The sequence below is a fragment of the Burkholderia sp. MSh2 genome, assembly GCF_000731655.1.
Taxonomy (GTDB): Bacteria; Pseudomonadota; Gammaproteobacteria; order Burkholderiales; family Burkholderiaceae; genus Burkholderia; species Burkholderia paludis.
In genome coordinates, this window is the sequence record NZ_JPGM01000026.1 from 106,512 (window position 1) to 129,187 (window position 22,676).

General features: G+C 68.2%; 20 protein-coding genes and 2 pseudogenes. 12 read left to right on the forward strand and 10 right to left on the reverse strand.

Translation table 11 applies throughout. The features are described 5' to 3' along the window. Positions 1-4 precede the first annotated feature (4 nt). Positions 5-1,486 (forward strand): aldehyde dehydrogenase family protein, encoded by a 1,482-nt coding sequence (locus tag GQ57_RS17615; protein WP_034198565.1) that lies wholly within the window; start codon positions 5-7, stop codon positions 1,484-1,486. 234 nt (positions 1,487-1,720) lie between these two features. Here the strand turns inward: GQ57_RS17615 and GQ57_RS17620 are convergent, their stop codons facing one another. Continuing rightward, complete coding sequence (locus GQ57_RS17620) at positions 1,721-2,647, reverse strand: patatin-like phospholipase family protein (protein WP_052001363.1); 927 nt, start codon at positions 2,645-2,647, stop codon at positions 1,721-1,723. Positions 2,648-3,109: 462 nt separating this feature from the next. Between GQ57_RS17620 and motA the strand changes: the two genes are divergently transcribed. The 4 genes from motA (at position 3,110) to GQ57_RS17640 (ending at position 7,196) form a co-directional block, all read left to right on the forward strand. Next, entirely contained in the window at positions 3,110-3,979 is an 870-nt protein-coding gene (gene motA / locus GQ57_RS17625; protein ID WP_034198544.1) for a flagellar motor stator protein MotA, read from the forward strand. A 10-nt stretch (positions 3,980-3,989) separates the two neighbouring features. Beyond that, a complete protein-coding gene (gene motB, locus GQ57_RS17630; RefSeq protein WP_034198545.1) occupies positions 3,990-4,946 on the forward strand; it encodes a flagellar motor protein MotB in 957 nt (318 codons plus the stop codon). Between the two features lie 247 nt (positions 4,947-5,193). Next, positions 5,194-5,739: a hypothetical protein gene (locus tag GQ57_RS17635; RefSeq protein WP_031402028.1), complete on the forward strand. Its 546-nt coding sequence runs from the start codon at positions 5,194-5,196 to the stop codon at positions 5,737-5,739. 110 nt (positions 5,740-5,849) lie between these two features. Then, positions 5,850-7,196, forward strand: a complete 1,347-nt coding sequence (locus GQ57_RS17640) for a DUF2325 domain-containing protein (protein ID WP_031402027.1) — start codon at positions 5,850-5,852, stop codon at positions 7,194-7,196. A gap of 116 nt (positions 7,197-7,312) precedes the next feature. Here the strand turns inward: GQ57_RS17640 and GQ57_RS17645 are convergent, their stop codons facing one another. The 4 genes from GQ57_RS17645 to GQ57_RS17660 all read right to left on the reverse strand — a co-directional run bounded on the left by GQ57_RS17645 (position 7,313) and on the right by GQ57_RS17660 (position 9,870). Further along, positions 7,313-7,678 carry a winged helix-turn-helix domain-containing protein gene (locus GQ57_RS17645; protein ID WP_235212787.1) on the reverse strand — a complete coding sequence of 122 codons (366 nt, stop codon included), beginning with the start codon at positions 7,676-7,678 and terminating at the stop codon, positions 7,313-7,315. 76 nt (positions 7,679-7,754) lie between these two features. Next, complete coding sequence (locus tag GQ57_RS17650; RefSeq protein ID WP_031402025.1) at positions 7,755-8,246, reverse strand: molybdopterin-dependent oxidoreductase; 492 nt, start codon at positions 8,244-8,246, stop codon at positions 7,755-7,757. Positions 8,247-8,377: 131 nt separating this feature from the next. Continuing rightward, positions 8,378-9,145 (reverse strand): DeoR/GlpR family DNA-binding transcription regulator, encoded by a 768-nt coding sequence (locus GQ57_RS17655; RefSeq protein WP_031402024.1) that lies wholly within the window; start codon positions 9,143-9,145, stop codon positions 8,378-8,380. Positions 9,146-9,189: 44 nt separating this feature from the next. Continuing rightward, entirely contained in the window at positions 9,190-9,870 is a 681-nt protein-coding gene (locus tag GQ57_RS17660) for an MgtC/SapB family protein (RefSeq protein ID WP_031402023.1), read from the reverse strand. 231 nt (positions 9,871-10,101) lie between these two features. Between GQ57_RS17660 and GQ57_RS17665 the strand changes: the two genes are divergently transcribed. The 3 genes from GQ57_RS17665 to GQ57_RS17680 all read left to right on the forward strand — a co-directional run bounded on the left by GQ57_RS17665 (position 10,102) and on the right by GQ57_RS17680 (position 14,547). After that, positions 10,102-11,046 carry a choline ABC transporter substrate-binding protein gene (locus tag GQ57_RS17665; RefSeq protein ID WP_031402022.1) on the forward strand — a complete coding sequence of 315 codons (945 nt, stop codon included), beginning with the start codon at positions 10,102-10,104 and terminating at the stop codon, positions 11,044-11,046. Between the two features lie 23 nt (positions 11,047-11,069). Next, positions 11,070-11,750: an HAD family hydrolase gene (locus GQ57_RS17670; RefSeq protein ID WP_034198568.1), complete on the forward strand. Its 681-nt coding sequence runs from the start codon at positions 11,070-11,072 to the stop codon at positions 11,748-11,750. Positions 11,751-12,099: 349 nt separating this feature from the next. Continuing rightward, entirely contained in the window at positions 12,100-14,547 is a 2,448-nt protein-coding gene (locus GQ57_RS17680; protein WP_034198547.1) for a phosphocholine-specific phospholipase C, read from the forward strand. Between the two features lie 92 nt (positions 14,548-14,639). Here GQ57_RS17680 and GQ57_RS17685 read toward each other — a convergent pair whose 3' ends face one another. Both GQ57_RS17685 and GQ57_RS17690 read right to left on the reverse strand, forming a co-directional pair. Then, positions 14,640-15,299: a M24 family metallopeptidase gene (locus tag GQ57_RS17685; protein WP_031402018.1), complete on the reverse strand. Its 660-nt coding sequence runs from the start codon at positions 15,297-15,299 to the stop codon at positions 14,640-14,642. A 164-nt stretch (positions 15,300-15,463) separates the two neighbouring features. After that, positions 15,464-16,627, reverse strand: a pseudogene (locus GQ57_RS17690) (porin). A gap of 735 nt (positions 16,628-17,362) precedes the next feature. Between GQ57_RS17690 and GQ57_RS17695 the strand changes: the two are divergent. Continuing rightward, complete coding sequence (locus GQ57_RS17695; RefSeq protein WP_031402016.1) at positions 17,363-17,953, forward strand: GNAT family N-acetyltransferase; 591 nt, start codon at positions 17,363-17,365, stop codon at positions 17,951-17,953. A 39-nt stretch (positions 17,954-17,992) separates the two neighbouring features. On the opposite strand, the gene tam is transcribed toward GQ57_RS17695, so the two are convergent. Next, positions 17,993-18,778, reverse strand: coding sequence for a trans-aconitate 2-methyltransferase (tam, locus tag GQ57_RS17700; protein ID WP_034198548.1), 786 nt, complete (start codon positions 18,776-18,778; stop codon positions 17,993-17,995). 124 nt (positions 18,779-18,902) lie between these two features. Between tam and GQ57_RS17705 the strand changes: the two genes are divergently transcribed. From GQ57_RS17705 to GQ57_RS17715, 3 genes are all read left to right on the forward strand, one after another. After that, positions 18,903-19,799 carry a LysR family transcriptional regulator gene (locus tag GQ57_RS17705; protein WP_034198549.1) on the forward strand — a complete coding sequence of 299 codons (897 nt, stop codon included), beginning with the start codon at positions 18,903-18,905 and terminating at the stop codon, positions 19,797-19,799. A gap of 138 nt (positions 19,800-19,937) precedes the next feature. Then, the gene (locus tag GQ57_RS17710) at positions 19,938-21,221 is read left to right on the forward strand and encodes a cystathionine gamma-synthase family protein (RefSeq protein WP_034198550.1); all 1,284 of its coding nucleotides are present in this window, start codon (positions 19,938-19,940) and stop codon (positions 21,219-21,221) included. A gap of 137 nt (positions 21,222-21,358) precedes the next feature. Then, positions 21,359-21,934 (forward strand): hypothetical protein, encoded by a 576-nt coding sequence (locus GQ57_RS17715; protein WP_031402012.1) that lies wholly within the window; start codon positions 21,359-21,361, stop codon positions 21,932-21,934. A gap of 28 nt (positions 21,935-21,962) precedes the next feature. Here the strand turns inward: GQ57_RS17715 and GQ57_RS17720 are convergent, their stop codons facing one another. Together GQ57_RS17720 and GQ57_RS41815 are read right to left on the reverse strand one after the other, a co-directional pair. Then, positions 21,963-22,397, reverse strand: coding sequence for a GNAT family N-acetyltransferase (locus GQ57_RS17720; protein ID WP_031402011.1), 435 nt, complete (start codon positions 22,395-22,397; stop codon positions 21,963-21,965). 159 nt (positions 22,398-22,556) lie between these two features. Further along, positions 22,557-22,676, reverse strand: a pseudogene (locus GQ57_RS41815) (putrescine ABC transporter permease PotI); the annotation flags it as partial.

A 22,676-nucleotide genomic window follows, 5' to 3' on the forward strand; every position in this document is an offset into this window, starting at 1 on the left:
CCGCATGTCTACCGCCGAACTTTCCCGTTCCACCGCCACCTTCGTGCTGCCCGCGGCGCACATCGCCGGCCGGCCCGTGCGCGCGCATGCCGACGCGCCCGGCGCGCCGATCTTCAACGCGTCGACCGGTGAGGCGATCGGCTGGCAGGAATTCGCGACGGCCGCGCACGTCGACGCCGCGGTGCGTGCCGCGCGCGACGCATTCGCCGGCTGGCGCGACACGCCGCCGGCCGAACGCGGCCGCATCCTCGCGACGATCGCCGCGCGCGTCGAAGCCTCGCGCGAGCGCCTTGCGGCGCTGCAGATGCAGGTGAGCGGCAAGCCGCCGTTCGAGGCCGAAGCCGATGTCGGCGACGTCGCCGCGACGTTCGCGTACTACGCGACGCTGTGCGAAGACCCGGCGCTGTTCGCGGCCGAACCGGTCGCGCTGCCGAGCGACGCCGTCACGGCCGAACGCTTCCACGACGCGGTCGGCGTCGCCGCGCTCGTGATGCCGTGGAACTTCCCGACGGTCACGACCGCGTGGAAGCTCGCACCCGCGCTCGCGGCCGGCTGCGCGGTCGTGCTGAAGCCGTCCGAACTCACGTCGCCGGCCGAGCATGCGCTGCTCGACATCGTCGCCGAGGCCGGCGTGCCGGCCGGCGTCGTCAACGTCGTGAACGGCGGCGCCGAGGTTGGCGCGGCACTGACCGCGCATCCGCTGATCGACAAGATTTCGTTTACCGGCAGCACGGCGGCCGGCCGCAAGGTCATGCAGGCCGCCGCCGTCGACATGAAGCGCGTGACGCTCGAACTCGGCGGCAAGTCGGCGCTGATCGTGCGCGACGACGCCGATCTCGATCTCGCGGTGTCGCTCGCGGTCGCCGGTGCTTTCACGAACGCGGGGCAGATGTGCTCGGCCACCGCGCGCATCCTCGTGCACGACAGCGTGTACCGCAGCTTCATGGCCGCGTTCGAGACGGCCGTGCGCGCGCTCGTCGTCGCGCCGCCCGCCTCGGCACAGGTCGCGATGGGGCCGCTGATCTCGGCCGCGCAGCGCACGCGCGTCGAGGCGATGCTCCGGCACGGCATCGATGCGGGCGCACGCGTCGCCTTCAGCGGCCGGGTGGCGGATGCCGGCGGCGCGGGCTTCTTCATGGCGCCCGTCGTGATCGCCGAGCCGGCGGCCGACAACCCGCTTTGGACCGACGAGGTGTTCGGCCCCGTCGCGTGCGTGAAGTCGTTCCGCACCGACGACGAAGCGATTGCGCTCGCGAACGACACCCGCTACGGGCTCGTCGCGACCGTCGTGACGCGCGACGCGGGTATCGCGAAGCAATTCCAGCAGCGCGTGCGCGCGGGGCTCGTGTGGATCAACGCACCGCAGCTCATCTATCCGCACGTGTGCTGGGGCGGGTTCGGGCTCAGCGGGATCGGCCGCGAACTCGGCATCGCGGGGCTGCGCAGCTATCAGGAACTGCGCCACGCGATGCGCGCGATCGACTGATGGACTGATCGACTGACCAGTGCGGCCGTTCAGGCCGTTCGCGGCGCCGTGTCTCGTGCATGGCGCCGTTTTTTTCTTCATTGGTTTCCGGGGGGCGAGCCTCGCGTTTGGCGTTTGGCGTTTGGCGTTTGGCGTTTGGCGTTTGGCGTTTGGCGTTCGGCGTTCGGCGTTCGGCGTTCGGCGTTCGCCGTTCGCCGTTCGCCGTTCGTAAGCTTGCAGACGCTCGAACACCCCTCAATGCGACAACGCCGCGGAATGATCGTGCTCACGCAGGCCGCCCGGAATCGCGCACTGCGCGAGCCCACCCGCATCGATCCACGCGCGCGTGCGTTCCGCGGCCTGGTCGATCAGTTGTGCGCACCGCGAGTAATCGTATGACGATACGTCGAGCGGACAGAGCGGCGGCACGACATGGATTTGCGCACGCGCCGCATACAGCTCCAGATCGCGCACCAGTTGCCGCGCGATCACGAGCGTGAGTGCGTGCGTCGCATGCGCGATCGCGCTGCGCGGCGGTACGCGCAACGCGCAGGCGAACCCGGCCGGCAGCACGACGATCCGCTTGACGCCGAGCGCGATCGCAACGGAGATCGGCGTATTGTTCGCGACGCCGCCGTCGACGAGTTCCACGCCGCCGATGCTGACCGACGGAAACACGCCGGGAATGGCCGCGCTGGCCTGCACGGCATCCACGACGGGGCCCGCGGACAGCACGACTTCCTGGCCGTTCAGCACGTCGGTTGCGACGACGTGGAGCGGCAACGCGGCCTGCTCGATCCGCCGGTACGGCAGGTTCTGTTCCAGCAGCAGGCGCAGCGCATCGGCTTCGACCAGATGGGGCCGGTTGCGCAGCAGCATCGCGACGAGGCTGCGCATCGAGAACGGCATCACGTCCTGACGGCGAAGCCTGCACCACAGCGCGGCGAGCATCGCGACGCCGTCCGCGTCCGGCCGGCCGGCGAAATAGGCGGCATTGATCGCGCCCGCCGACGCGCCGACCACGCAATCGGGCCGTTCGCCGCTCGCGACCAGCTCGCGGAGCATGCCGACCTCGATCGCGCCAAGACTGCCGCCGCCGGCAAACACGAAGGCGGTCGAGGGAGTGGAATCGGACGTCACGGTGCGCCCTCCTGCGGTTGGCTGCGACAGCGCGTTCTCCATCATGGATCGTACGCCGCCCCGGATGTCCTGATGAAAACCCTGCCGGCACGCGGCCCCGGGCGGTCGACCCGCGCCGCGCTCCCCGCATCCCGCCATGATCCCGATTTGGGGACAGTGACGTCGTTCGCCGCGCCGTTTCCGGATCGCATCCATACGGGGCCTCGCGCGAAGACCGCGCCCTTTTTGACCTCGATCAAGAGAATCGCGCATATCGGCGCCCGCAAACGTGTGCCGGCCGTGAATCACGCGCGATACGCGGAATCACGGGTTCAGTCGTCCGGACGATCGCCGTTATTGCATCAACACCCGCCGACGGCCATGGCGTTGCGACGCATCGGGAGGCCTCGAACCGCATCCGGCACGCGACGAACCGGGGCCGAGCGGGCATGGAGCGGGACGACCGGGCGTCCCGCGCGCATTTCGACAACACATGCAGCGGCGCAAGTCGCGGACGAGGTAATCATGTTCGTAGCCATCGGGTGGATCGTCGTGATCGGGTCGGTGATCGGCAGCTTTATCGGCGTAGGCGGCCATGTGCCGGCCTTGCTGCAACCGTTCGAACTGCTGTGCATTTTCGGCGCCGCGCTGGGCGCGTTCGTCGTCAGCAATCCGGTCACGACGCTGAAGAAGACGATCAAGAGCCTGCCCACCTGCTTCAAGGGCGGCGGCTATACGAAACAGCAATACGTCGAACTGATCGCGCTGCTGTACGAGCTGCTGCAGAAGGCGCGCAAGGACGGCATGATGGCGCTCGAGGCCGACGTCGACGCGCCCGAACAAAGCCCGCTGTTTCAGAAGTACTCGCATGTGCTCGAGGATCATCACCTGCTCGACTTCATCGTCGACTATCTGCGGATGATGTCGAGCGGCAACGTGAACGTGCTGGAGATGCAGGACCTCATGGATGAAGAACTGCATACGCACCATGCGGAGGCGTCGGTCGCGGCCAATGCGATCCAGAAGATGGCGGACGGCCTGCCGGCGTTCGGCATCGTCGCCGCGGTGATGGGCGTCGTGCATACGATGGGCTCGGTCGGCGCGCCGCCCGCCGTGCTCGGCAAGATGATCGCCGGCGCGCTCGTCGGCACGTTCCTCGGCATCCTGCTCGCGTATGGCTTCATCGGTCCGCTCGCGGATCTGCTCAATGCGAAGGGCCGCGCCGCGGCCAAGCCGTTCCAGTGCGTGAAGGCCGTGCTGCTCGCGTCGATGAGCGGCTACGCGCCGGCGGTGGCGGTGGAATTCGGCCGCAAGGTGCTGTTCACGGCCGATCGCCCGAGCTTCAAGGAGCTTGACGAGGCCGTCCGCGCAACGAAGTCGCCCAAGCCCGCGTAACGGAGGCGTCATGGCCGACAGTCGCTCCAACCCGTCGAAGCAGTCCGTCCCGGCATCGCTCGTCGTCGTGCGCCGCAAGCGAGGCGAGGAGCACGACGCCCACCACGGCGGCGCATGGAAAATCGCCTACGCCGACTTCGTCACGGCGATGATGGCGTTCTTCCTGCTGATGTGGCTCCTCGGCTCGGTTTCGAAGTACGACAGGCAGGGGATCGAGGATTACTTCAACACGCCGCTGTCGACGCTCCTGTCCGGCGGCAAAGATGCACAGGCGCCTCGTCCGAGCGTCGTGCAAGGTGGCGGCCGCGACCTGTCGGACCCGGCGCCGGCCATCGACACCAACGCGCAACCGGCGCCGGCCAGTTCGCCCGCGGCACTCGCCGGCATCGTCGATACGCAAAAGCTCGAACGCCTGAAGGAAAAGCTGACCGCGGCGATTACGCACAGCCCGTCATTGCGCGCGTACCAGGACCAGATCCGGATCGCGATCACGCACGAGGGCTTGCGCATCGAGATCGTCGATACGCTCAAGCGCCCGATGTTCGCGTCGGGCAGTTCGCAACCCGAAGCGTATGCCACCGCCATCCTCACCCAGATCGGTACGGCACTCGACGACGTCGAAAACCGCGTGTCGATCGCGGGGCATACCGATTCGACGCCGTATCCCGACGGCCCCGCCGGCTATTCGAACTGGGAGCTCTCCAGCGATCGAGCGAACGCCGCGCGGCGCGCGCTCGTCGCCGGCGGATTGCGGGAAGAGAAGCTGCTCCAGGTGCGCGGGCTCGCGGATGTCCTGCCGCTCGACCGGAACGTCGCGGACGAGCCGACCAATCGCCGCATCAGCATCCTCGTGATGAACAATGCCGCCGAGCAGGCGTTCTTTCGGGACGGCGGCAGGACGACCGTGGACGAAGCGGCCGGCGCCCGGGCCGCCGTGCTGCCGGCGGCGCTCGCGCGGCCGCATTAGGCGCGAACGCAGCCACGCAAGCGGGCCGGACGGGTCCGACGGGTCCGGCCGCCGCGCACATCCTCGCGCCCGACTGCGCATCTCCCCCGCTTCATGGTCGCGTTCGGAACGGCCGGGCGCGACATCGACCGGCCCGCGAGAGTGTTCGGGCCGCCGACGGCGCCGTGTCTCGCGCACGACGCCGTTTTTCTGCCCATCCGATATATTCCGTAGAATATATCGACACCTGCACTTCCGGAGATTCACCATGCCCCGCACGCCGACGGACCGCGCCCCGCAGCGCGCCGCACGGGAACAGCCGCTCGCGCGCAAGATCAGCGCGCTCAGGCCGCTGTCGAGCGACGCGCGCGCGCAGCAGGTCACGGATGTCGTCGACGCGTTCCGGCGGCTGCGCGGCAGCATCGTGCGCTTCATCCGGATGTTCCCGGCCGCGCACGCCGACGGCACGCCGGACGACGCGCTGCCCGCCATGGGGTTTCGCGAACTGCTGTCGACGCTGGAAGACGCGGCCCGCACCGCCCGCTTCACGCGCCTGCCCGAACTCGAACGGGCGATCGAGCACGCGCGCCGCCTCGAACGCACCCGCGACGACGTGTTCTCCGATTCGTTCAGCAACGACCCGGCCGCGATGCGCGACGCGGTGGCCGCGCTGGAGCGTGCCGACGTGCTGCTCGTCGGGCTGTGCGTCGAATCCGTGATGGCGCGTCACGCGCCGCCATCCCTCCCCGTTTCGCCGGCGGCGCCCGGTCCGTCCGCACCGCCCCGCACCGAGCGCGCGACCGTGCCCTGCTGAGCGCGCCGCTGCTCGCTTTCCCCGGAATTTCGAGCGTTATATTCCGTGGTATATTTCGCGAATCTTTCGCGCATCCGTCTCCGGCTCGACCGCGCCGGATCGAGGTCAACATGCACGCCCCGCCTTTTCGCCTGGCCCGCACGGCGGATCTTTCGTCGCCGGGCGGTCATCCGTCCGCGTCGACCGGCACGCGGGTCGACGCATGCTGCGCGCCGTCCGCCGCGCAACAGGCCGAGCTGAAGCGCCGCGCGCGCCTGTCCGAACTCGATTCGCACCTGCACTGCTCGATCATCGGCACCTGCCTGACCACGCACGAACTGCGCAAGCTCGTGCCGAAATTCACCGACCTGGATCGCCAGCACGCCACCGACCTCGACATCCACCACGCGGCCGTCGAACTCGCGATCGAAGGCGCGGCCGGCGGCAAGGCGTTGCACAAGGCGCTCGACGAGCGCTACGCCGGCGCGATCCGCCTGTTCGACAAGGCACACGATGCCGACGCGCTGCTCGCGCTGTGGCAGGACGCGCTGAAGAACGGCGACATTCCGCCCGCCTACTGGGCGCTGATGACGCATCCGCGCACGACGATGGGCGTGCGCCAGGCCGCGTTCGGCGACCTGCACATGCTGTCGCACCTGGTCGGCGCGGCCAATCGCGCCGATATCCGGCGGCTCGTCGCGCTGGAGGAAGAGAATGCGGCGCTGCACGCGAAGATCGAACGGCAGCAGGCGCGCCTGCACGAGATGAGCGCGCAGCGCGACGCGGCGCTGCAGGAACGGGACGCCCTCGCCGCGCGCCAGAACGCGCAGCCGTTGGCGGCTGAAAGCGTATTGCGCGACGAAGTACACGAACTGCGCGAGGCGCTGGCCGCGCGCGACGAGCGGCTCGCGCTGCACACGAGCCGGCGCGAGGCGGCCGAGCAGCGGATCGTCGCGGAACAGGCGAGCGCCCGCGCGATGCGCGCGCGGCTCGACGACCTGACGACGATGGTGAAGACGCTGCGCGCCGAAGCGAGCGCGATCGAACAGGCGGTGCAGGCGTCGACGGAGAGCCCGGCCGAACGCGCGATCGATCCGCTGTCGATCCTGCAGGGCATGCGCGTGGTGTACGTCGGCGGGCGCCCGGGCTCGAACCGCGCGATCACGCGGATCGTCGAAGCGGCGGGCGGCGACGTGACGCTGCACGACGGCGGCATCGAGGATCGCAAGGGCCTGCTGGCCGCGGCGCTACCGGGCGCGCAGATGGTGGTGTTCCCGGTCGACTGCATCGACCACGATTCGATGAACCAGCTCAAGCGCATCTGCGAACGCCACCACATCGCGTACTATCCGCTGCGGACGGCCAGCGTCGCCAGCTTCGTCGAACTGATCGGGCGGCTCGATGCGCAGGCGCGCAATGTCATGACGCCGGATGCCGCCGCGGGCGACACGCCGCGCTTCTGCCTGCGGCACGGCTAGGGCCCAGGGCCCGATTCGCTGCGACGCGTTCGCCGTTGCGCGGCCCCTCGGCGGGCCGGTGCAGGCCGGTCGTCAGCGGGAGCCGGCTCCGCGCGAGCGTTCGCACGGAGCCCCCTTCAGCGCCGCACCATCTTCGTGAGCGCGGTGATGTCGTCGGCGCACGCCGCGTAAGCACGCGCCTCGATCTCGCGATAGAGCCGGATGATCTCCTCGCCGACCGGCGTGAGCACACTGCCGCCGCCGCTCTGACCGCCATGTTCGGACACCATCGCCGGCGATTTCAGCGAGCGGTTCAGTTCGTCCATCAGCAGCCACGCACGCCGGTACGACATCTGCAGGCTGCGCGCCGCCGCCGAAATCGAACCGTGCTCGCGCACGGCTTCGAGCAGCGCAACCTTGCCCGGGCCCAGCGCGATCGTGTCGGCCTGCTGGATCCGCATCCTGAACCGCACCTCAGGCTTGGGGTGTACCGGTGTCTTCATGTTGTGCCGCCCTTTGAACGATGCGGCCAAGCATACACGATGGCCGCCACGGCAAACGCCGGCGCCGGGCGCCCGCTCAGACCTCGAGCACGCGCGCGACGATGCCGGCCAGCCGCTTCACGTGGCGCGGCGCGGGCAGGAGATCGGCGCCCGAGAACAGCAGCGGCGCGCCGTCGTCGATCGACAGCGGCGTATCGCCGCATTCGAACGCGACGATCACGTGTTCGCCGACTGGCGTGTTGAACAGTTCATGCCAGGAAAACGTGACCGCGTAGCCGTCGTGCGCATGCGCGACGAACACCATGCGCTTGAAGTCGCCCGGCGTATCGTTGCGCAGCCCGGCCGCGTCGAGCAGGTCCTTCAGCCGCGCGCCGCGATACGGCGCGACCGAGCGGATGAAGCGGTTCGTCGTGAAGCAGCGCAGGTCGAACGGCTCGGCCGTCGCGCTCGCGTGCCGGCGCAGATCGTCGAGCGTCACCGTCATCGGCCGCACGAACGCGCCCGTCAGCGCGATCGAGCCCGCCTCCGCCTGTTGCGCCGAGGGCGCCGCCGTCCTTTCCGTATCCATCGCCCGCCTCCGTGACGGCCTGCCGGTGGGCGGGCCTGCGTCGTATCGGCGGATATATTACGCCGCGATCGCCACGGCCGGCGGCATGCCTGCCGCATGCGCGGCATAACGGCGGCCGATCGTGCCCCGCGCTACGACAGCACGACGCGCCCGACGACCTTCCTGAGACGCTTGAAGCTGTCGGCCGATTCCGCCTTCCGGTCCGTCACGAGCGTGCCGATCCGCGCCGGCTCGCAGAAGCTGATCCGGCTGTTCGTGCCGAGCTTGCTGAAATCGGCCAGGATCGCGACTTCCGCCGCGTTGCTCACCATCGCGCGCGCCACTTCGGTTTCCATCCGGTCGAAGTTGGTCGCGCCGCGCACGGAATCGACGCCGACCGGCGACAGCAATGCGAGATCGGCGCGGTAGCGGAAGATTTCCGCGACCGTGCCGTCGCCGACGGTCGCGGCCGCGCGGGCGCCGATCGTCCCGCCGAGCAGGATCGTCTCGTTCCTCGTGTGCGCCGGGTCGCTCGACCGCATCTTCAGCGCGACGTCGATCGAATTCGTGACGATCGTGAGGCCCGACAGCTTGGCCAGTTCGTCGGCCAGCAGCATCGTGGTCGTGCCCGCGTCGATGAACAGCGTCTGCGAGCCCGCGACCAGCCGCGCGGCCGCCCGGGCGATCGCCAGCTTCGACTTCACGTGCGTCTGCGCGCGTTCGGCGATCGGCGCTTCGTCGCCCACCTGCACCGCGCCGCCGTGTACGCGCTTCAGCTCGCCCAGCGCTTCGAGGTCGACGAGATCGCGGCGCACGGTTTCGCGCGACACGTTCAGGTCGGCCATGATCCGGTCGGTGGAAACGCGCTGCATCTTCGATAACAGAAGTCGGATCCTCTGATATCGCTCTTCTTGCCACATGACTTGTCCCCGAAAATATTCGTCAATGGTATTCGAACGGCCGTCTACGCTGCGCTCTCTTCCATCTTTTTGATGCCGACGAGGGTCTGCAGGGATTGACGCACCGCCTGGAACTCGCTGCTCGTCATCTTTGCGAACACCAGGTGGATACGGTCGTCGTCGGGCGCGGCGTCGTCCCGCTCGATCACGAACTGCACGATGCGCGCCGCGTCGATGCCCGGCATCGCCTGCAGCGACGTCAGCTTCACGGCGCCGCGGCACGCGAGGATGCGCACGCCCCAGCGCTGCCGCGTGGCGAAGAAGCGCTTCTCGATCGGCTTCAGGCCGGCCAGGATCGCGAGCACGATAGCCGTGGCCGCGATCGCGGCCACGTACATGCCGCCGCCCACGGCCAGCCCGACCGCCGCGACGACCCACAGGCTCGCCGCGGTGGTCAGGCCGCGGATGATCTCGCCGCGCAGCATGATCGACCCGGCGCCGAGGAAGCCGATGCCCGACACGACCTGCGCGGCCACGCGCGACGGGTCCAGCGACACGTTCCGCGCGTTCTGGATATCGGCGAAGCCGAACGCCGACACGACCATCACGAGCGCGGCGCCCACCGCCACCAGCATGTGCGTGCGCAACCCGGCCGCCCACGACAGGCGCTCGCGCTCGATGCCGACGATGCTGCCGAGCAATGCCGCCAGCAACAGGCGGGAAACGATTTCCATCTGGCTGATCATTCGGGGCCTCCTTGGCTTGACCTGATTTACCCATCCGGTGAAGTGCGGCCCGCCGGCCGCATCCGGCGACCGGCAGGTTGTATTTTTGTGCGATGTTGCGATTTTGTGTTTTCTAATATACGGTACGAAAAAATACAAAGCCAGACCCGAGTTCGTTTGTTTCATCCGGTCAGTCAGTTCAATCGTCATACCATTCAGGCAGTACGATCCGCACTTGCTTAGGAGACCAACATGATGAAGAAGGCATGGATGTTGTCCGCCACGTTGCTGGCGGCGCTGGCAACGGCCCCCGTTCACGCGTCGGAGGCCGACGTCTGCAGGAAGGTGACGCTCGGCGACGTCGGCTGGAGCGATATCGCGGCCACCACCGGGGTCGCGATGATGCTGCTGGAAGGGCTCGGTTACGAGGCGACCAAGACGATCGCCTCGCCGCCGATCGTCCTGGCCGGCGTGAAGAAGGCGCAGATCGACGCATTCCTCGGCTACTGGGATCCGAGCATGACGCCGACGGTAAAGCCGTTCGTCGACGCCGGCGCCGTGCACCAGCTGCCGCAGCCCAACCTGGTCGGCGCGCGCTACACGCTGGCCGTGCCGCAATACGCGGCGGACAAGGGCCTCCGCGGCTTTGCCGATATCGCCAGGTTCCGCGACCAGCTCGACGGCAAGATCTACGGGATCGGCGCCGGCAACAACGGCAACGCGCTGATCCAGCGGATGATCGACCGGAACGAGTTCGGGCTGGGCGGCTTCAAGCTGGTCGAATCGAGCGAGGCCGGGATGCTGGTGCAGGTGACGCGCGCCGTGCAGGAGCACCGGATGATCGTGTTCCTCGCGTGGGAGCCGCATCCGATGAACATCAACTACAAGATCGCCTACCTCGACGGCGGCGACGGCGTGTTCGGCCCGAACTACGGCTCCGCGAAGGTCTATACGCTCGTCACGCCCGGCTATCTCGAACGCTGCCCGAACGTCGGCCGGCTGCTGACCAACCTGACGTTCACGACCGACGAGGAGAACCAGCTGATGGTGCCGATCATGAATCACGCCGATCCGGTCGCGGTGGCGAAGGAATGGGCGAAGCAGCACCCCGGCGTGCTGTCGAAGTGGCTCGACGGCGTCACGACCATCGACGGCAAGAACGCGAAGGACGCGATCGAGAAGCGGATCGGCGCATGACCACGCAACCCGAGGCATTCCCCATGCACAAGCATCTCGCGCTGTTCGACCTCGACCACACGCTGCTGCCGCTCGACAGCGACCAGGCGTGGAACCGCTTCGTCATGCAGGTCGGCTGGCGTGAAGACGACGCACACGTGGCGCTGATCGACGAGCACTACGCGCACTACGAGGCCGGCACCCTCGACATGGACGCGTATCTCGCCGTGACGCTCGCGCCGCTCGCCCGCTATCCGCGCAAGGTGCTAGAGCGCTGGCACGCGCGGTTCATGGACGAGGTGATCCGGCCGGCGATCACGCCGCAGGCGCGCGCACTGGTTGACTGGCATCGCGAGAACGGCGATCTCTGCTGCATCGTGACGGCGACCAACGTCTTCGTCACGCGGCCGATCGCGGCCGAATTCGGCATAGAGCACTTGCTCGGTATCGAGCTCGATACCGACGACGGCACGCCGGGCGGCGCGTTCACCGGCCGCAGCACGGGCGTGCCGAGTTTCCGCGAAGGGAAGATCGTGCGCACGACCGCATGGCTGGAGTCGCTCGGCTACGCGCCGTCGGATTTCGAGCGGACCTACTTCTACAGCGATTCGATCAACGACGTGCCGCTGCTGGACTACGTCACGCATCCGGTCGCGACCAATCCCGACCCGAAGCTTTCACACGTGGCCGGCACGCGCGGGTGGCCTGTCATGAAGTTGTTCTGATTCGGGGAATATCCTCTGCTGTCCATTTCTTGTCCGGAGGTGCAATGAAATACGGAACGTGCAGCAACAGTCTCGATCATTCAGGAATCCGATTCGAATCGGATCGAAAGCATGTCGTCAAGTCGCGCCGACCGGCAGGCCGCGCTCCGCACTGGCGCGGCGTCTTCGCGATCGCGCTCCTGTGCGCGCTGGCCGCTTGCGGCGACGGCGACCCGGGCGCGGCCGCCGGCGTGGCGGCCGCGCGCGCGGCCGCACCGGGCTCGGCGTCCACGCCGGTCCTTCACTGCGCGAGCGCGTGCCACTGACCGACGCAGGCCCCAGGGCCGGCCATCCACGACAGACAACGATCATGCAAAACAAACCCACAACCCGACGCCAGTTCCTCGCCGATGCGCTGAAGCTCGCCGGCGCCACCGCGGTCACGGGCATGCTGCCCGAAAGCATTGCGCGCGCGCAGGCCATTCCGGCGGCCACCGTCACCGGCACGATCCAGGACGTGAAGCACGTCGTGATCCTGATGCAGGAAAACCGCTCGTTCGACCACTACCTCGGCACGCTCGGCGGCGCGCGCGGCTTCGGCGATCCGCGGCCGGTCGTGATATCGAGCGGATATCCGGTGTGGCGCCAGCCCTGGCTGCTGTCCTACGTGTTCCCGTTCAACCCGACCCCGCCCTTCGGCACGGCGAACGGCGACACCTACTACGGCGACCTGGATCACAGCTGGAGCGGCACGCACAGCGCATGGAACAACGGCCGCTACGACAACTGGGCCGACGCGAAGACCAGCGGCACGATGTACTACTTCAAGCAGAACGACATTCCGTTCTATTACGCGCTGGCGAGCGCGTTCACGGTGTGCGACGACTACCACTGCTCGATGCTCGGGCCGACCGATCCGAACCGGCTGTATCTGTGGACCGGGTGCTGCGGCAACGTGCCGGGCTATACGCCGTACACGGACAACACGATGACGGGCACCGGCTGGACGACCCTGCCGGAACGGCTCAACACGGCCGGCGTCACGTGGAAGTTCTACCAGGACAAGGGCAACGGCCTCGACGCCGGCCATGCGTACGGCAACTCGAACAGCGCCGGCGGCACGCTGTGGTGGAACGGCAATTACGGCGACAACATCGTCCTCAATTTCAAGCAGTACCAGAACCTCGGCGCCGGCGATCCGCTCGCGCCCGCGCTCAACGGCACGCAGATCGACCCGAGCGGCGGCGGCAAGGAATACGACACGAACCTGTTCAGCCAGTTGCGCGCCGACGTCGCGAACGACGCGTTGCCGCAAGTGTCGTGGATCGCCGCGCCCTACGCGTACTGCGAGCATCCGTCGTGGGCCGCGAGCGGCGGCGAATGGTACGTGAGCAACGTGCTGAATGCGCTGACCTCGAACCCGAAGGTCTGGGCCAGCACGGTGCTGCTCGTGATGTACGACGAGAACGACGGCCTGTTCGATCACGTGCCGCCCGCCGTCCCGGCCAGTTCCGCCGCCGGCACCGGGCAGTCGACCGTGTCGACGGCCGCGGAATTCGTCGCCAGCGGCGGCGGCGCATCGGACGGTTCCGCGAGCGGCGACGTGCCGATCGGGCTGGGGCCGCGCGTGCCGATGTTCGTGATCTCGCCGTGGTCGAAAGGCGGCAAGGTGAATTCGCAGGTCTTCGATCACACGTCGGTGGTGCGGTTCCTGGAGACGCGCTTCGGCTTCCAGGAAACCAACATCTCGCCGTGGCGGCGCGCGGTGTGCGGCGACCTGACCTCGGCGTTCGATTTCACGAACGCCGACCAGACGGTTCCCGCGATCCAGCCGCCGGCGAGCAACATGAACCCGAACGGCCCGGCCGTCCTGATCCCCTACCCGACCACCACCGCCGTGCCGGCACAGACCGCCGGCCGCAGCAGCGCCTGCCGCCTGCCCTACGAGTTCTTCGTGCAGGGCAAGGTCAACCGCGCCGGCAACACGCTGTCGCTGACGATGACCAACACCGGCGCCGCGGGCGTGCATCTGCAGGCGTGGGTCGACGGCACGAGCACGATCCCCCGGCATTACACGATCGCGGCCGGTGCGAGCCCGTGCACGACCCTGTCGGATTCGCTCCCGCTGAATGCCGGCGGCTACGACTACTCCGTCTACGGCCCGAACGGCTTCCTGCAGACGTTGCGCGGCAACATCGGTTCGTCCGGCAACACGGGCTCGACCGGCGAGATCAGCCTGTGCTACGACGTGGCGAACGGCAACGTGCAGATCACGCTCGACAACTCCGCCGGCACGCGCGCGACGACGTTCCAGCTCACCGACAACGCGTACGGCATGAACGCGCGGCAGTCGGTCACCGTCGCGGCCGGCGCGACGCAGGCCGTCACGTGGTACGGCGACGGCGGCTGGTACGACGCGAGCGTCCGCGACGCGAACGATCCGAACTTCCTGCGCCGCGTGGCCGGCTGCGTGCAGACGCAAGCCGGCGCGCTGCTCACGGATTCGGCGATCGCCAATACCGGCGGGAAGTTCGTCGCGTCGCTCGCGGCGCAGGGCTCGACGTTCGGCACGCTGCGGTTCGACTACGTCGCGCCGCCGTGGAACCACAGCCCGAAGAACTGGGTCGGCATCTTTGCGCATGGCGCGCAGCCGACCAAGGGCAGCTACAAGTCGTGGGCGTACCTGCCGAAGAGCAGCGGCTCGCTGCTGTTCTCGTCCACGGCCAACAGCACGCTGACGTCCGGGCAGTACGACGCGTGGTATCTGTTCGACGACGGCTATACGCCGCTCGCGGGCCCCGTCACGATCAGCATCTGACGGGACGGCCGGGCCGGGCGCCTCCCCGCGGCCGGCACGCGTCCGGGTGCAACGTGCCGCGCCCGGATGCGGTTCGGCCGCGCGGCCCGCGCTTATACGAGCAGGTCCTCGTAGAACGCGCCGAACGGCCGCGTCGGATGCGCGATCTGGATTTCGAGGATCCACAACCCGGCGGCCGGCACGGCGTCGAAATCGCCGAGGTTGCCGGCCTTGTAGATCGCGTGCGGAAAATCGCTGACGCGGTGCCCCTTGATGTCGACGTTCAGCCGGAAGCCGTGCGCGTCGGCGCGTTGCGCGGCGAATTCGTACAGCGCGATGCCGGCGCAGCCGGTGGTGCGCCAATGGTGCTCGACCTCCGCGTAGATCGCCTTCGCGGCGTCGGCGCACGCGCGCATGTCGGGGTCGTCGCCGCAGACGAAGGTCGCGCCCGCATCGCCCTCGTGCTTCGCCCATACCGCGCCGAGATCGATGAAGAAGATGTCGTCGTCCGCGAGCACCGGGTCGCCGGTCGAACGCTCGTTGAACTTCTTCAGCGTGTTCTCGCCGAAGCGGACCAGAACCGGATGCCAGATGCGATCCATCCCTAGTTCCCCGAGGACGCGCAGCCCGAGTGCGTTGGCCTCCGATTCCCGCATGCCCGGCCGGACGCCCGCGGCGATCGCGTCGACGGCCTCCCAGGTCATGGTTCTTGCATGCTGCATCGCGTCGAGCGAAAAGGCTTCGCCGACGGCTTCTCGGTGCGTCGAATTCAAGATGGTGCTCCCGTGGGGGTGAAGGTGCGTCGTCCGTCGTTTCGATATATCCGAAAGAATATATCGTTTCGTGAACCGGCGCCGGGTCGCGTTTTCCGTTGCTTCATGGCAAAGCGGGCGCCCCGCCGGGAGCGCCCGCTCATGTTCGCGCCCGGCGCGGCCGATCAGAACTTGTGGCGCAGGCCGATCCGCGTGACGAGCTGCGTGTTCGCGCCGGCGTTGCCGATGAACGACCCCGACGAGCCGATCTCGGCCTGCACCGGCGTCGCGCGCCCGTTGATCGTGTTGCTGCCCGACGCCTTCTGGTACGCCGCGCTCACGTACACGTCCGTGCGCTTCGACAAGGCATAGTCGACCGCGGCATTGACCTGGTGCCACTTGCCGTCATAACGGCCGTCGAGCTTCGAGAACGTGTAGCCGAGCCCGCCGCTCAGCGCCGGCGTGAACGCATAGCGGCCGCCGATTTCGTAGTTGTTCAGCTTCGACGATTCGCCCGACAGCGGCGCGAACTTCGTATGCGTCCAGTTCGCCCACACGAGACCCGCGGCGATCGCGTAGCGCGCGCCGACGCCGACCGTCTCGAGGTCGCGCAGCCCGTACGTGTTGACGTTCGCGATGCTCACGCCGAATGCGGGCGACGCGCCGTTCGGGAAGCGGATGTTCGTGTACGCGGCGCCGATGCCGAACGGACCTTGCGCGTAGTTCGCGCCGAAGCTGTACGCGCTCGACGAACCCTGCGAGCCGTTCGCGCCGGTCGTGGTCGGCGTGCCCGCGAACTGCGTCGAGTTCGAGAAGCCGTACAGCGCGCCGAACGTGAAGCCCGCGAAGTTCGCGCTCTGGAATTTCACCGCGTTGTTGATGCGGCTCGACGTCAGCTGGTCGAGATCGTTGATGTGATACGCATAGTTGCCGGCCGGCGTCTGGCTGCCCATCGAATAGTTCGCGCCGATGTAGTCGGTCGAGAACGAGTACTGGCGGCCGAACGTCAGCGAGCCGATCCCGTTCTTCGACAGGCCGACGAACGCCTGGCGGCCGAACAGCGCGCCGCCCTAGCCGATCGTGCCGTCGCCGCTGCTGAAGCCGTTTTCGAGCACGAACAGCGCCTTCAGCCCGCCGCCGAGATCCTCGGTGCCGCGAATGCCCCAGCGGCTGCCCGACGCCACGCCGTCGCCGTACTTGACGAGCTTGCCGTGCCCGCCCGTCGCCGCGACCTTGTTCGCATACGTGACGCCCGCGTCGATCAGCCCGTACAGCGTGACGCTGCTTTGCGCTTGCGCAGCAGTGCCGAACATCCCGAGTGCGGCCGCGGCCACGATGGTCTTTTTCATGCTTTTTCCTTTTGTTGTGGGCGCACGCGCCTGCGTCGCGGCAGAGCGCGCGGCGTGTTGACGAAAAACGCTGGACGAACGAACACAAGCCCGGACCGGCAGACGCACCGACCCCTCATGCGTACGCACGATGTTTCGTGTCGATGCCTGGGTGGGCTTGCTGAAGCGGCGTGCCGTCGGGCGGCCGCTCCGGTTGCCGCGTCGCGAAACACGCGCACCGGTTGCGCATGCCGTGACGACGTATTGCTCCGGCGATGCAGGTCAGAATCTCTTCCGGCTTTCGTGGAGCAGATGGACGACGTGACGCCAAGCGGCGTCACGACCTTCGATATATCTGACGAAATATATCGAGTTGTTACCAAACGGTAAACAATTATTCGGGTTCCTGTCGTCTTTCATCCACAGGCGATCGGTGGCGACGCCGCAGCGTCGACCCGGCGCACGGTCGGCGCCATCGGGCCGGAGTCGCGCCGAAATCCAGCATAATCAGGCGGTTGACCGCGCCACCCGGCCGGCGCGGGCGTGCCGCAACCGCGTGCGACGCCGTCCGGCTCGCCGCCGGCCCGTGCCCCGTGGCCGACAGCGCAGCCGGACTGTGCCGCTCGCGCTCGCGGCGAATTGTGCAGGTGCGAAACACGAAGAACGGAACAGCATACGATCCGGCGCGCAGCATCGCGCCGACGATCGCGTCACGGGCAAGACCACACCATTTCGCCAGAGGCAGGACATCGACACATGGATCAAGCCGAGCACATCAGCATCGAGCAAGCGGCCGCGCTCACCGGCGACGAACTGGACGGCTGCGACTTCTCGTTCGAGATCGCCTGGACGCTGAATGCGCCCTACCAGGATCTGCTCGACCTGCGCGCACTGCCCGTCTTGCACCAGGATTACGGTTTCGATCCGGCCGGCGGAGACGGCGCTTCACCGGGCAGGACGGCGCTGTTCCGTGCGACCTCGGGCGGCCGGCTCGCCGGCTTCGTGACGATTCGGGAAAGCGGGAACGGCATGGCCGGGATCGCGGCGCTGGCCGTCGAGCGCCGCTGCCGGCGGCACGGCATCGCGCAGCTGCTGCTGGCGGCCGCCGAAGCATGGGCGCGCGGCCATGGATTCGGTTTCATGCGGCTGGAAACGCAGTCGAACAACGTCGCCGCATGCAGTACCTGCGCCCGCTTCGGCTTCGTGCTCGGCGGACACGATCGCCTGCTGTACGCGGACGGCCCGCACGACGGCGAGGTGGCGCTGTTCTGGTACAAGGACCTGCGCGACGGGCAGCGCGCAACGAGCCGCACGGTGGACCCGGAATCCCTGCGGCCGCTGCCGTGACGCGGTGCCGCGACGCGGCATCCGCCGCGGGCCGCCGCGTCAGCTCCGCGTCGCCACGATGAACAGGCGCGGGAACGGCAGCAGCACGGTGCCGTCGGCAAGCGCCGGATAGCCGCCCGGCCCCGCGATCGCCGCGCGGTACTGCGCGAGAAACGCCGTGCGCTCTCCGTCGTCGAGCGCCGCGAGGAATGGCCGCAGCGCACTGCCCTTGAACCATTCGACGACCGCGTCGGCGCCGCCGCGCAGCGGGTGATAGTAGGTCGTGCGCCACAGGTCCACGCGCGAGCACAGCGGCGACAGCAGCGCATGGTAGTACCGTGCGTCGAACCGCTCGGTGCGCGCCGCGCCTTTCAGCTTGTCCGCCCACGGCCCTGCCGCGGCGACTTCCCGCATCAGCCGGTGCGCGGGTTCGTCGAGGTTGTCCGGCATCTGCACCGCGAGATGGCCGCCCGGCGCGAGCCGGCCGACGAGCGCCGGAAACAGCGTGTCGTGCGCGGGGACCCACTGCAGCACCGCATTCGCGAGAATCAGGTCGTAGCCGCCGGGATCGTCCCACGTCGCGATGTCCGCGACATCGAAACGCAGGTCCGGCAGGCGCTTGCGCGCGGCGGCGATCATGTCTTCCGACGCATCGATTCCGTGCACCGTTGCATCCGGCGCACGCGCGATTAGCGCCTCCGTCGAATTGCCCGGCCCGCAGCCGATGTCGATCGCCGTGCGAATCGGCGTATCCGGCACGGCGGCCAGCAGGTCGCGGATCGGCCGCGTGCGTTCATCCTCGAATTGCACGTACTGCGCCGCATATCGGTCGAGCGGGGTCGTCATGGTGTTCCTCCTGATCGGCGTGGACGGTGTCGCGGGATGTCGACGGTCGTCGATGCAACGCATTCTGCAATCGGCACGGAGTTCAGTAAAATGAATTTAATATCGTGATTGATTCAAATTCCTGATGAAAATCGATACGCTCGGTGTCCAGGCCTTCGTCGCCATTGCCGACGGCGGCAGCTTCCGGCAGGCAGCCGATACGCTGCACGTCACGCAGACGGCCATCACGCAGCGGCTGCGCAAGCTCGAGACCTTCCTCGGCGTCGCGCTGGTCGAGCGCACCACACGCCGCACGACGCTCACCGAAATCGGCAGGCGGTTCCTGCCGCAAGCGCGCCGGCTGCTGAACGAGCTGTCCGACGCACTCACCGAAATTCGCGAGACCGGCCTGAGCCAGCGCGGCGACGTCACGATCGCCTGCGTGCCGACGGTCGGCGTGCAATACCTGCCGCGCATCCTGCGCGCGTTCTCCGCGCACCGGCCGCACGATCGCGTGAAGATCCTCGATCATGCGTCCGCATCGGTGCGGCAGGCCGTGCTGCATCGCGAGGCCGAGTTCGGCATCGGCATCGCCGGCGACGGGCATCCGGAGCTGGTCGACGTGCCGCTGACGAGCGATCCGTACGTGCTGGCGTGCCGCGACGATCATCCGCTCGCGAAGCGGCGGCGCGTTCGCTGGGCCGCGCTGCAGCCGCATCCGCTGATCTTCGCCGGCGAAGTGAGTGGCAATCGCGGGCTGCTCGACGGCGCGCTGAAGACGAGCGGCGTCGAGCTGCATTCGTTTTACGAAGTGCAGCGCAGCTCGACCGCGCTCGGGCTCGTCGCGGAAGGGCTCGGCGCGGCCGTGGTACCGAGGCTCGCGATCCAGAAGAACGCATATCCGATGATCCGCACGATCGGGCTCGTCGAGCCGTCCGTGTCGCGCACGCTCGTGCTCGTCACGCGCCGGCATGCGCAGCTGTCGCCGGCCGCCCGTGCGCTGTACGACATGATTGCCGAACAGGCATCGCCCGCGCGATAGCGTCCCGGGCTCGCCGCGCGGCGGCACCTTCGGGTAGTATCCCCACTCGCGGTCAAGACGGCCGGCGCCTACCCGGCGCCGCACCCGCCCTGCCGTCGCTGCACGGCCGTTCCTCACCACCCCTGCACGGAGCACTGCATGGCCTATCGCAACTATCACAAGCGCAAGATTGCAGACCGGGAACTTCATCCCGAAACCCAGATGATGTCCTACGGCTACGATCCGTTCCTGTCGGAAGGATCGGTGAAGCCGCCCGTGTTCCTGACGTCCACCTTCGCGTTCCGCACGGCCGAGGACGGCGCCGAATTCTTCGACGTCGTGGCCGGACGCAAGCCGTCGCCCGAGGGCGAAGGCGCGGGCCTCGTCTACAGCCGCTTCAATCATCCGAACCTGGAGATCGTCGAGGATCGCCTCGCGCTGCTCGACGATTCCGAAGCCGCCGTCGTGACGTCGAGCGGCATGTCCGCGATCGCCGCGATCCTGCTGACGTTCCTGCGGCCGGGCGACTGCGTCGTCCAGTCGGTGCCGCTCTACGGCGGCACCGAAACGCTGATCTCGAAGTTCCTGCCCGAGTGGGGCATCCGCTCCGAAGTGATCGCCGACGGGCTGTCCACCGGCGCGATCCGCGCCGCGCTCGAGGCGGCCGCGCAAAAGGGCAACGTGCGGATGTGCTACATCGAGACGCCCGCCAACCCGACCAACGCGCTGTTCGACCTCGAAGGGCTGCGCAGCGAGATCGACGCGTTCGAGGCGCGCCACGGCTACCGCCCGCTGTCGGTCTGCGACAACACGCTGCTCGGGCCGCTGTACCAGAAGCCCTCGCGGCAGGGCATCGACCTGAGCGTGTACTCGCTGACGAAATACATCGGCGGGCACAGCGACCTCGTCGCCGGCGGCGTCACGGGTAGCCGCGAGCTGATCACGCGGATCCGCTCGATCCGCAGCGCGCTCGGCTCGCAACTCGACCCGCATTCGTCGTGGATGATCACGCGCTCGATGGAAACGCTCGTGCTGCGCATGCAGCAGGCCGCGCGCAGCGGCAGCGCCGTCGCCCGCTGGCTCGCCGACAACCCGCATCGTCCGGTGCGCGTGCTGCACCCCGAACTCATCGACGATCCGGCCTACCAGGCCGTCTATCGGCGCCAGTGCAGCGGGCCCGGCTCGACGTTCGCGTTCATCCTCGACGGCGGCCGCGAACAGGCGTTCCGGTTCATCAACCACCTGACGCTCTTCAAGTCGGCCGTCAGCCTCGGCGGCACGGAGTCGCTGATCTGCCATCCGGCATCGACGACGCATTCGGGCGTGCCGGCCGACGCCCGCGCCGCGGCCGGCGTATCGGAAGGGCTGATTCGCGTGTCGGTCGGGCTCGAACATCCGGACGACCTGATCGCCGACCTGTCGTACGCGCTCGAGCACTGCTGACGCGCCCGGCGCGCCTCCGTGCCGGCTCGCACGGAGCGCGCGCCGGCCGGCGCGGCCGGCAACCGGCAACGCCCTGCGCGCCGGGATGCCGGCGCTCGGGCCGCGCCATCCTGCTTGCGCGAACAGGGAGTCGCACCATGGACATCGAGCGGCATCGATACGCGATCACCGATCCGCAGGGCACGCCGCTCGCGACGATGACGATCGGGCAGGCGATCGACCGGGCGGCCGGGCTGCCCGAGCGCTACTGCACGGGCCGCATATGCGTCGAACTCGAATATGAATCGACGTCGTTCGGCACGACCACCCGGGTCAGGAAATTCCCGCTGGATGCAACGTGGTTTCCCGTCGACGATGCGTCGTTCAAGATGCGCGTCGGCGACTTCTCCTTGCCGCCGGAATTGTGCTGCCGGGGCATCGGCACGCTGTGCTGGTCGAAGATCCACGAAACGCTTCCCCGTCCGCCACGCGATGCCCTGATCCTCACCGGCGCACTCAGCAGCAAGGATGCCAAGCTCACCGGCATGATCCGCGGGACGATGCAGACGATCGACAACCTGCGTCGCCGGAACGACTTCTGGCTCCGCATGCTGGCCCCGGGAACGCAGGTACTCCAGTCCGACCGGAACGGCGACGGGTCCTTCAGCGGCCGCTTCGTCGACCCGGCCCGTCACGCGAATGATCCGAAGAAGGCGATCGCCACGAAAATCTGACCGCGCGATGCGGGCCGGCCGATCCGCGTCAGAGCACCTTCACCATGAATACGCGCGACGTCCCGTCGGGCTCGCACGGCACTTCGCCGAACGCTTCGTAGCCGTGCTTCCGGTAGAAATCCGGCGCCTGGAACGAGATGGTGTAGAGCACCGCGCGCGCGCATCCGCGTCGTTTCGCCTCCGCTTCGGCCTCGCGCAGCAACCGGCTGCCGAAGCCGCCGCCGCGCAGCGCCTCGGGCAGGTAGAACAGTTCGATGAAGAACAGACCGAGCGAGGTGCGGCCGGTCAGGCCGCCGAGGATGTCGCCGGTCGCGGGATCGGTGACGTACACGTCGAGCGCGGACGCATCGTCCCGCCCCGTCATCGCATGGTTGAATTCGCCGAGCTTGCGACCGATGAAGTCGCGCGCGGCCGGCTGCTCGGTGTCGGTGAGCCGGAAAGATACGTCGGGTTGCGTCGTCATGAGGCGGGGGCGATCGAGACAGGGAACCGCCGGGCGTGCACCGCCCGGGCCGGGAATCGTATGACTATAACGCGTCGCCCGGCAGGCCGGGGCGGAGTGCCCGCCGCGGCCCGCGTCACCTGTCTCGCACGCAATGCCCGTGCGTGCCGGCCCCCGCGCTCACGCCATCGCGAAGGCCGCCTTCATGTCGGCCATGCGGCGGCGTTCGCGCGCGATCATCATCCGGTTCACGACGATCACGCCGATCGTCACCGCCGTGATGAACAGCGTCGCCAGCGC

Bases quoted from the DNA above. Each gene is read 5' to 3' on its own strand.
- GQ57_RS17715 (WP_031402012.1), top strand. From the start codon at position 21,359: ATGGACATCGAGCGGCATCGATACGCGATCACCGATCCGCAGGGCACG.
- GQ57_RS17665 (WP_031402022.1), top strand. From the start codon at position 10,102: ATGATGAAGAAGGCATGGATGTTGTCCGCCACGTTGCTGGCGGCGCTG.
- motB (WP_034198545.1), top strand. From the start codon at position 3,990: ATGGCCGACAGTCGCTCCAACCCGTCGAAGCAGTCCGTCCCGGCATCG.
- motA (WP_034198544.1), top strand. From the start codon at position 3,110: ATGTTCGTAGCCATCGGGTGGATCGTCGTGATCGGGTCGGTGATCGGC.
- GQ57_RS17695 (WP_031402016.1), top strand. From the start codon at position 17,363: ATGGATCAAGCCGAGCACATCAGCATCGAGCAAGCGGCCGCGCTCACC.
- GQ57_RS17620 (WP_052001363.1), bottom strand. From the start codon at position 2,647: ATGGAGAACGCGCTGTCGCAGCCAACCGCAGGAGGGCGCACCGTGACG.
- GQ57_RS17640 (WP_031402027.1), top strand. From the start codon at position 5,850: ATGCACGCCCCGCCTTTTCGCCTGGCCCGCACGGCGGATCTTTCGTCG.
- GQ57_RS17635 (WP_031402028.1), top strand. From the start codon at position 5,194: ATGCCCCGCACGCCGACGGACCGCGCCCCGCAGCGCGCCGCACGGGAA.
- GQ57_RS17710 (WP_034198550.1), top strand. From the start codon at position 19,938: ATGGCCTATCGCAACTATCACAAGCGCAAGATTGCAGACCGGGAACTT.
- tam (WP_034198548.1), bottom strand. From the start codon at position 18,778: ATGACGACCCCGCTCGACCGATATGCGGCGCAGTACGTGCAATTCGAG.
- GQ57_RS17720 (WP_031402011.1), bottom strand. From the start codon at position 22,397: ATGACGACGCAACCCGACGTATCTTTCCGGCTCACCGACACCGAGCAG.
- GQ57_RS17670 (WP_034198568.1), top strand. From the start codon at position 11,070: ATGCACAAGCATCTCGCGCTGTTCGACCTCGACCACACGCTGCTGCCG.
- GQ57_RS17650 (WP_031402025.1), bottom strand. From the start codon at position 8,246: ATGGATACGGAAAGGACGGCGGCGCCCTCGGCGCAACAGGCGGAGGCG.
- GQ57_RS17680 (WP_034198547.1), top strand. From the start codon at position 12,100: ATGCAAAACAAACCCACAACCCGACGCCAGTTCCTCGCCGATGCGCTG.
- GQ57_RS17705 (WP_034198549.1), top strand. From the start codon at position 18,903: ATGAAAATCGATACGCTCGGTGTCCAGGCCTTCGTCGCCATTGCCGAC.
- GQ57_RS17660 (WP_031402023.1), bottom strand. From the start codon at position 9,870: ATGATCAGCCAGATGGAAATCGTTTCCCGCCTGTTGCTGGCGGCATTG.
- GQ57_RS17615 (WP_034198565.1), top strand. From the start codon at position 5: ATGTCTACCGCCGAACTTTCCCGTTCCACCGCCACCTTCGTGCTGCCC.
- GQ57_RS17645 (WP_235212787.1), bottom strand. From the start codon at position 7,678: ATGAAGACACCGGTACACCCCAAGCCTGAGGTGCGGTTCAGGATGCGG.
- GQ57_RS17655 (WP_031402024.1), bottom strand. From the start codon at position 9,145: ATGTGGCAAGAAGAGCGATATCAGAGGATCCGACTTCTGTTATCGAAG.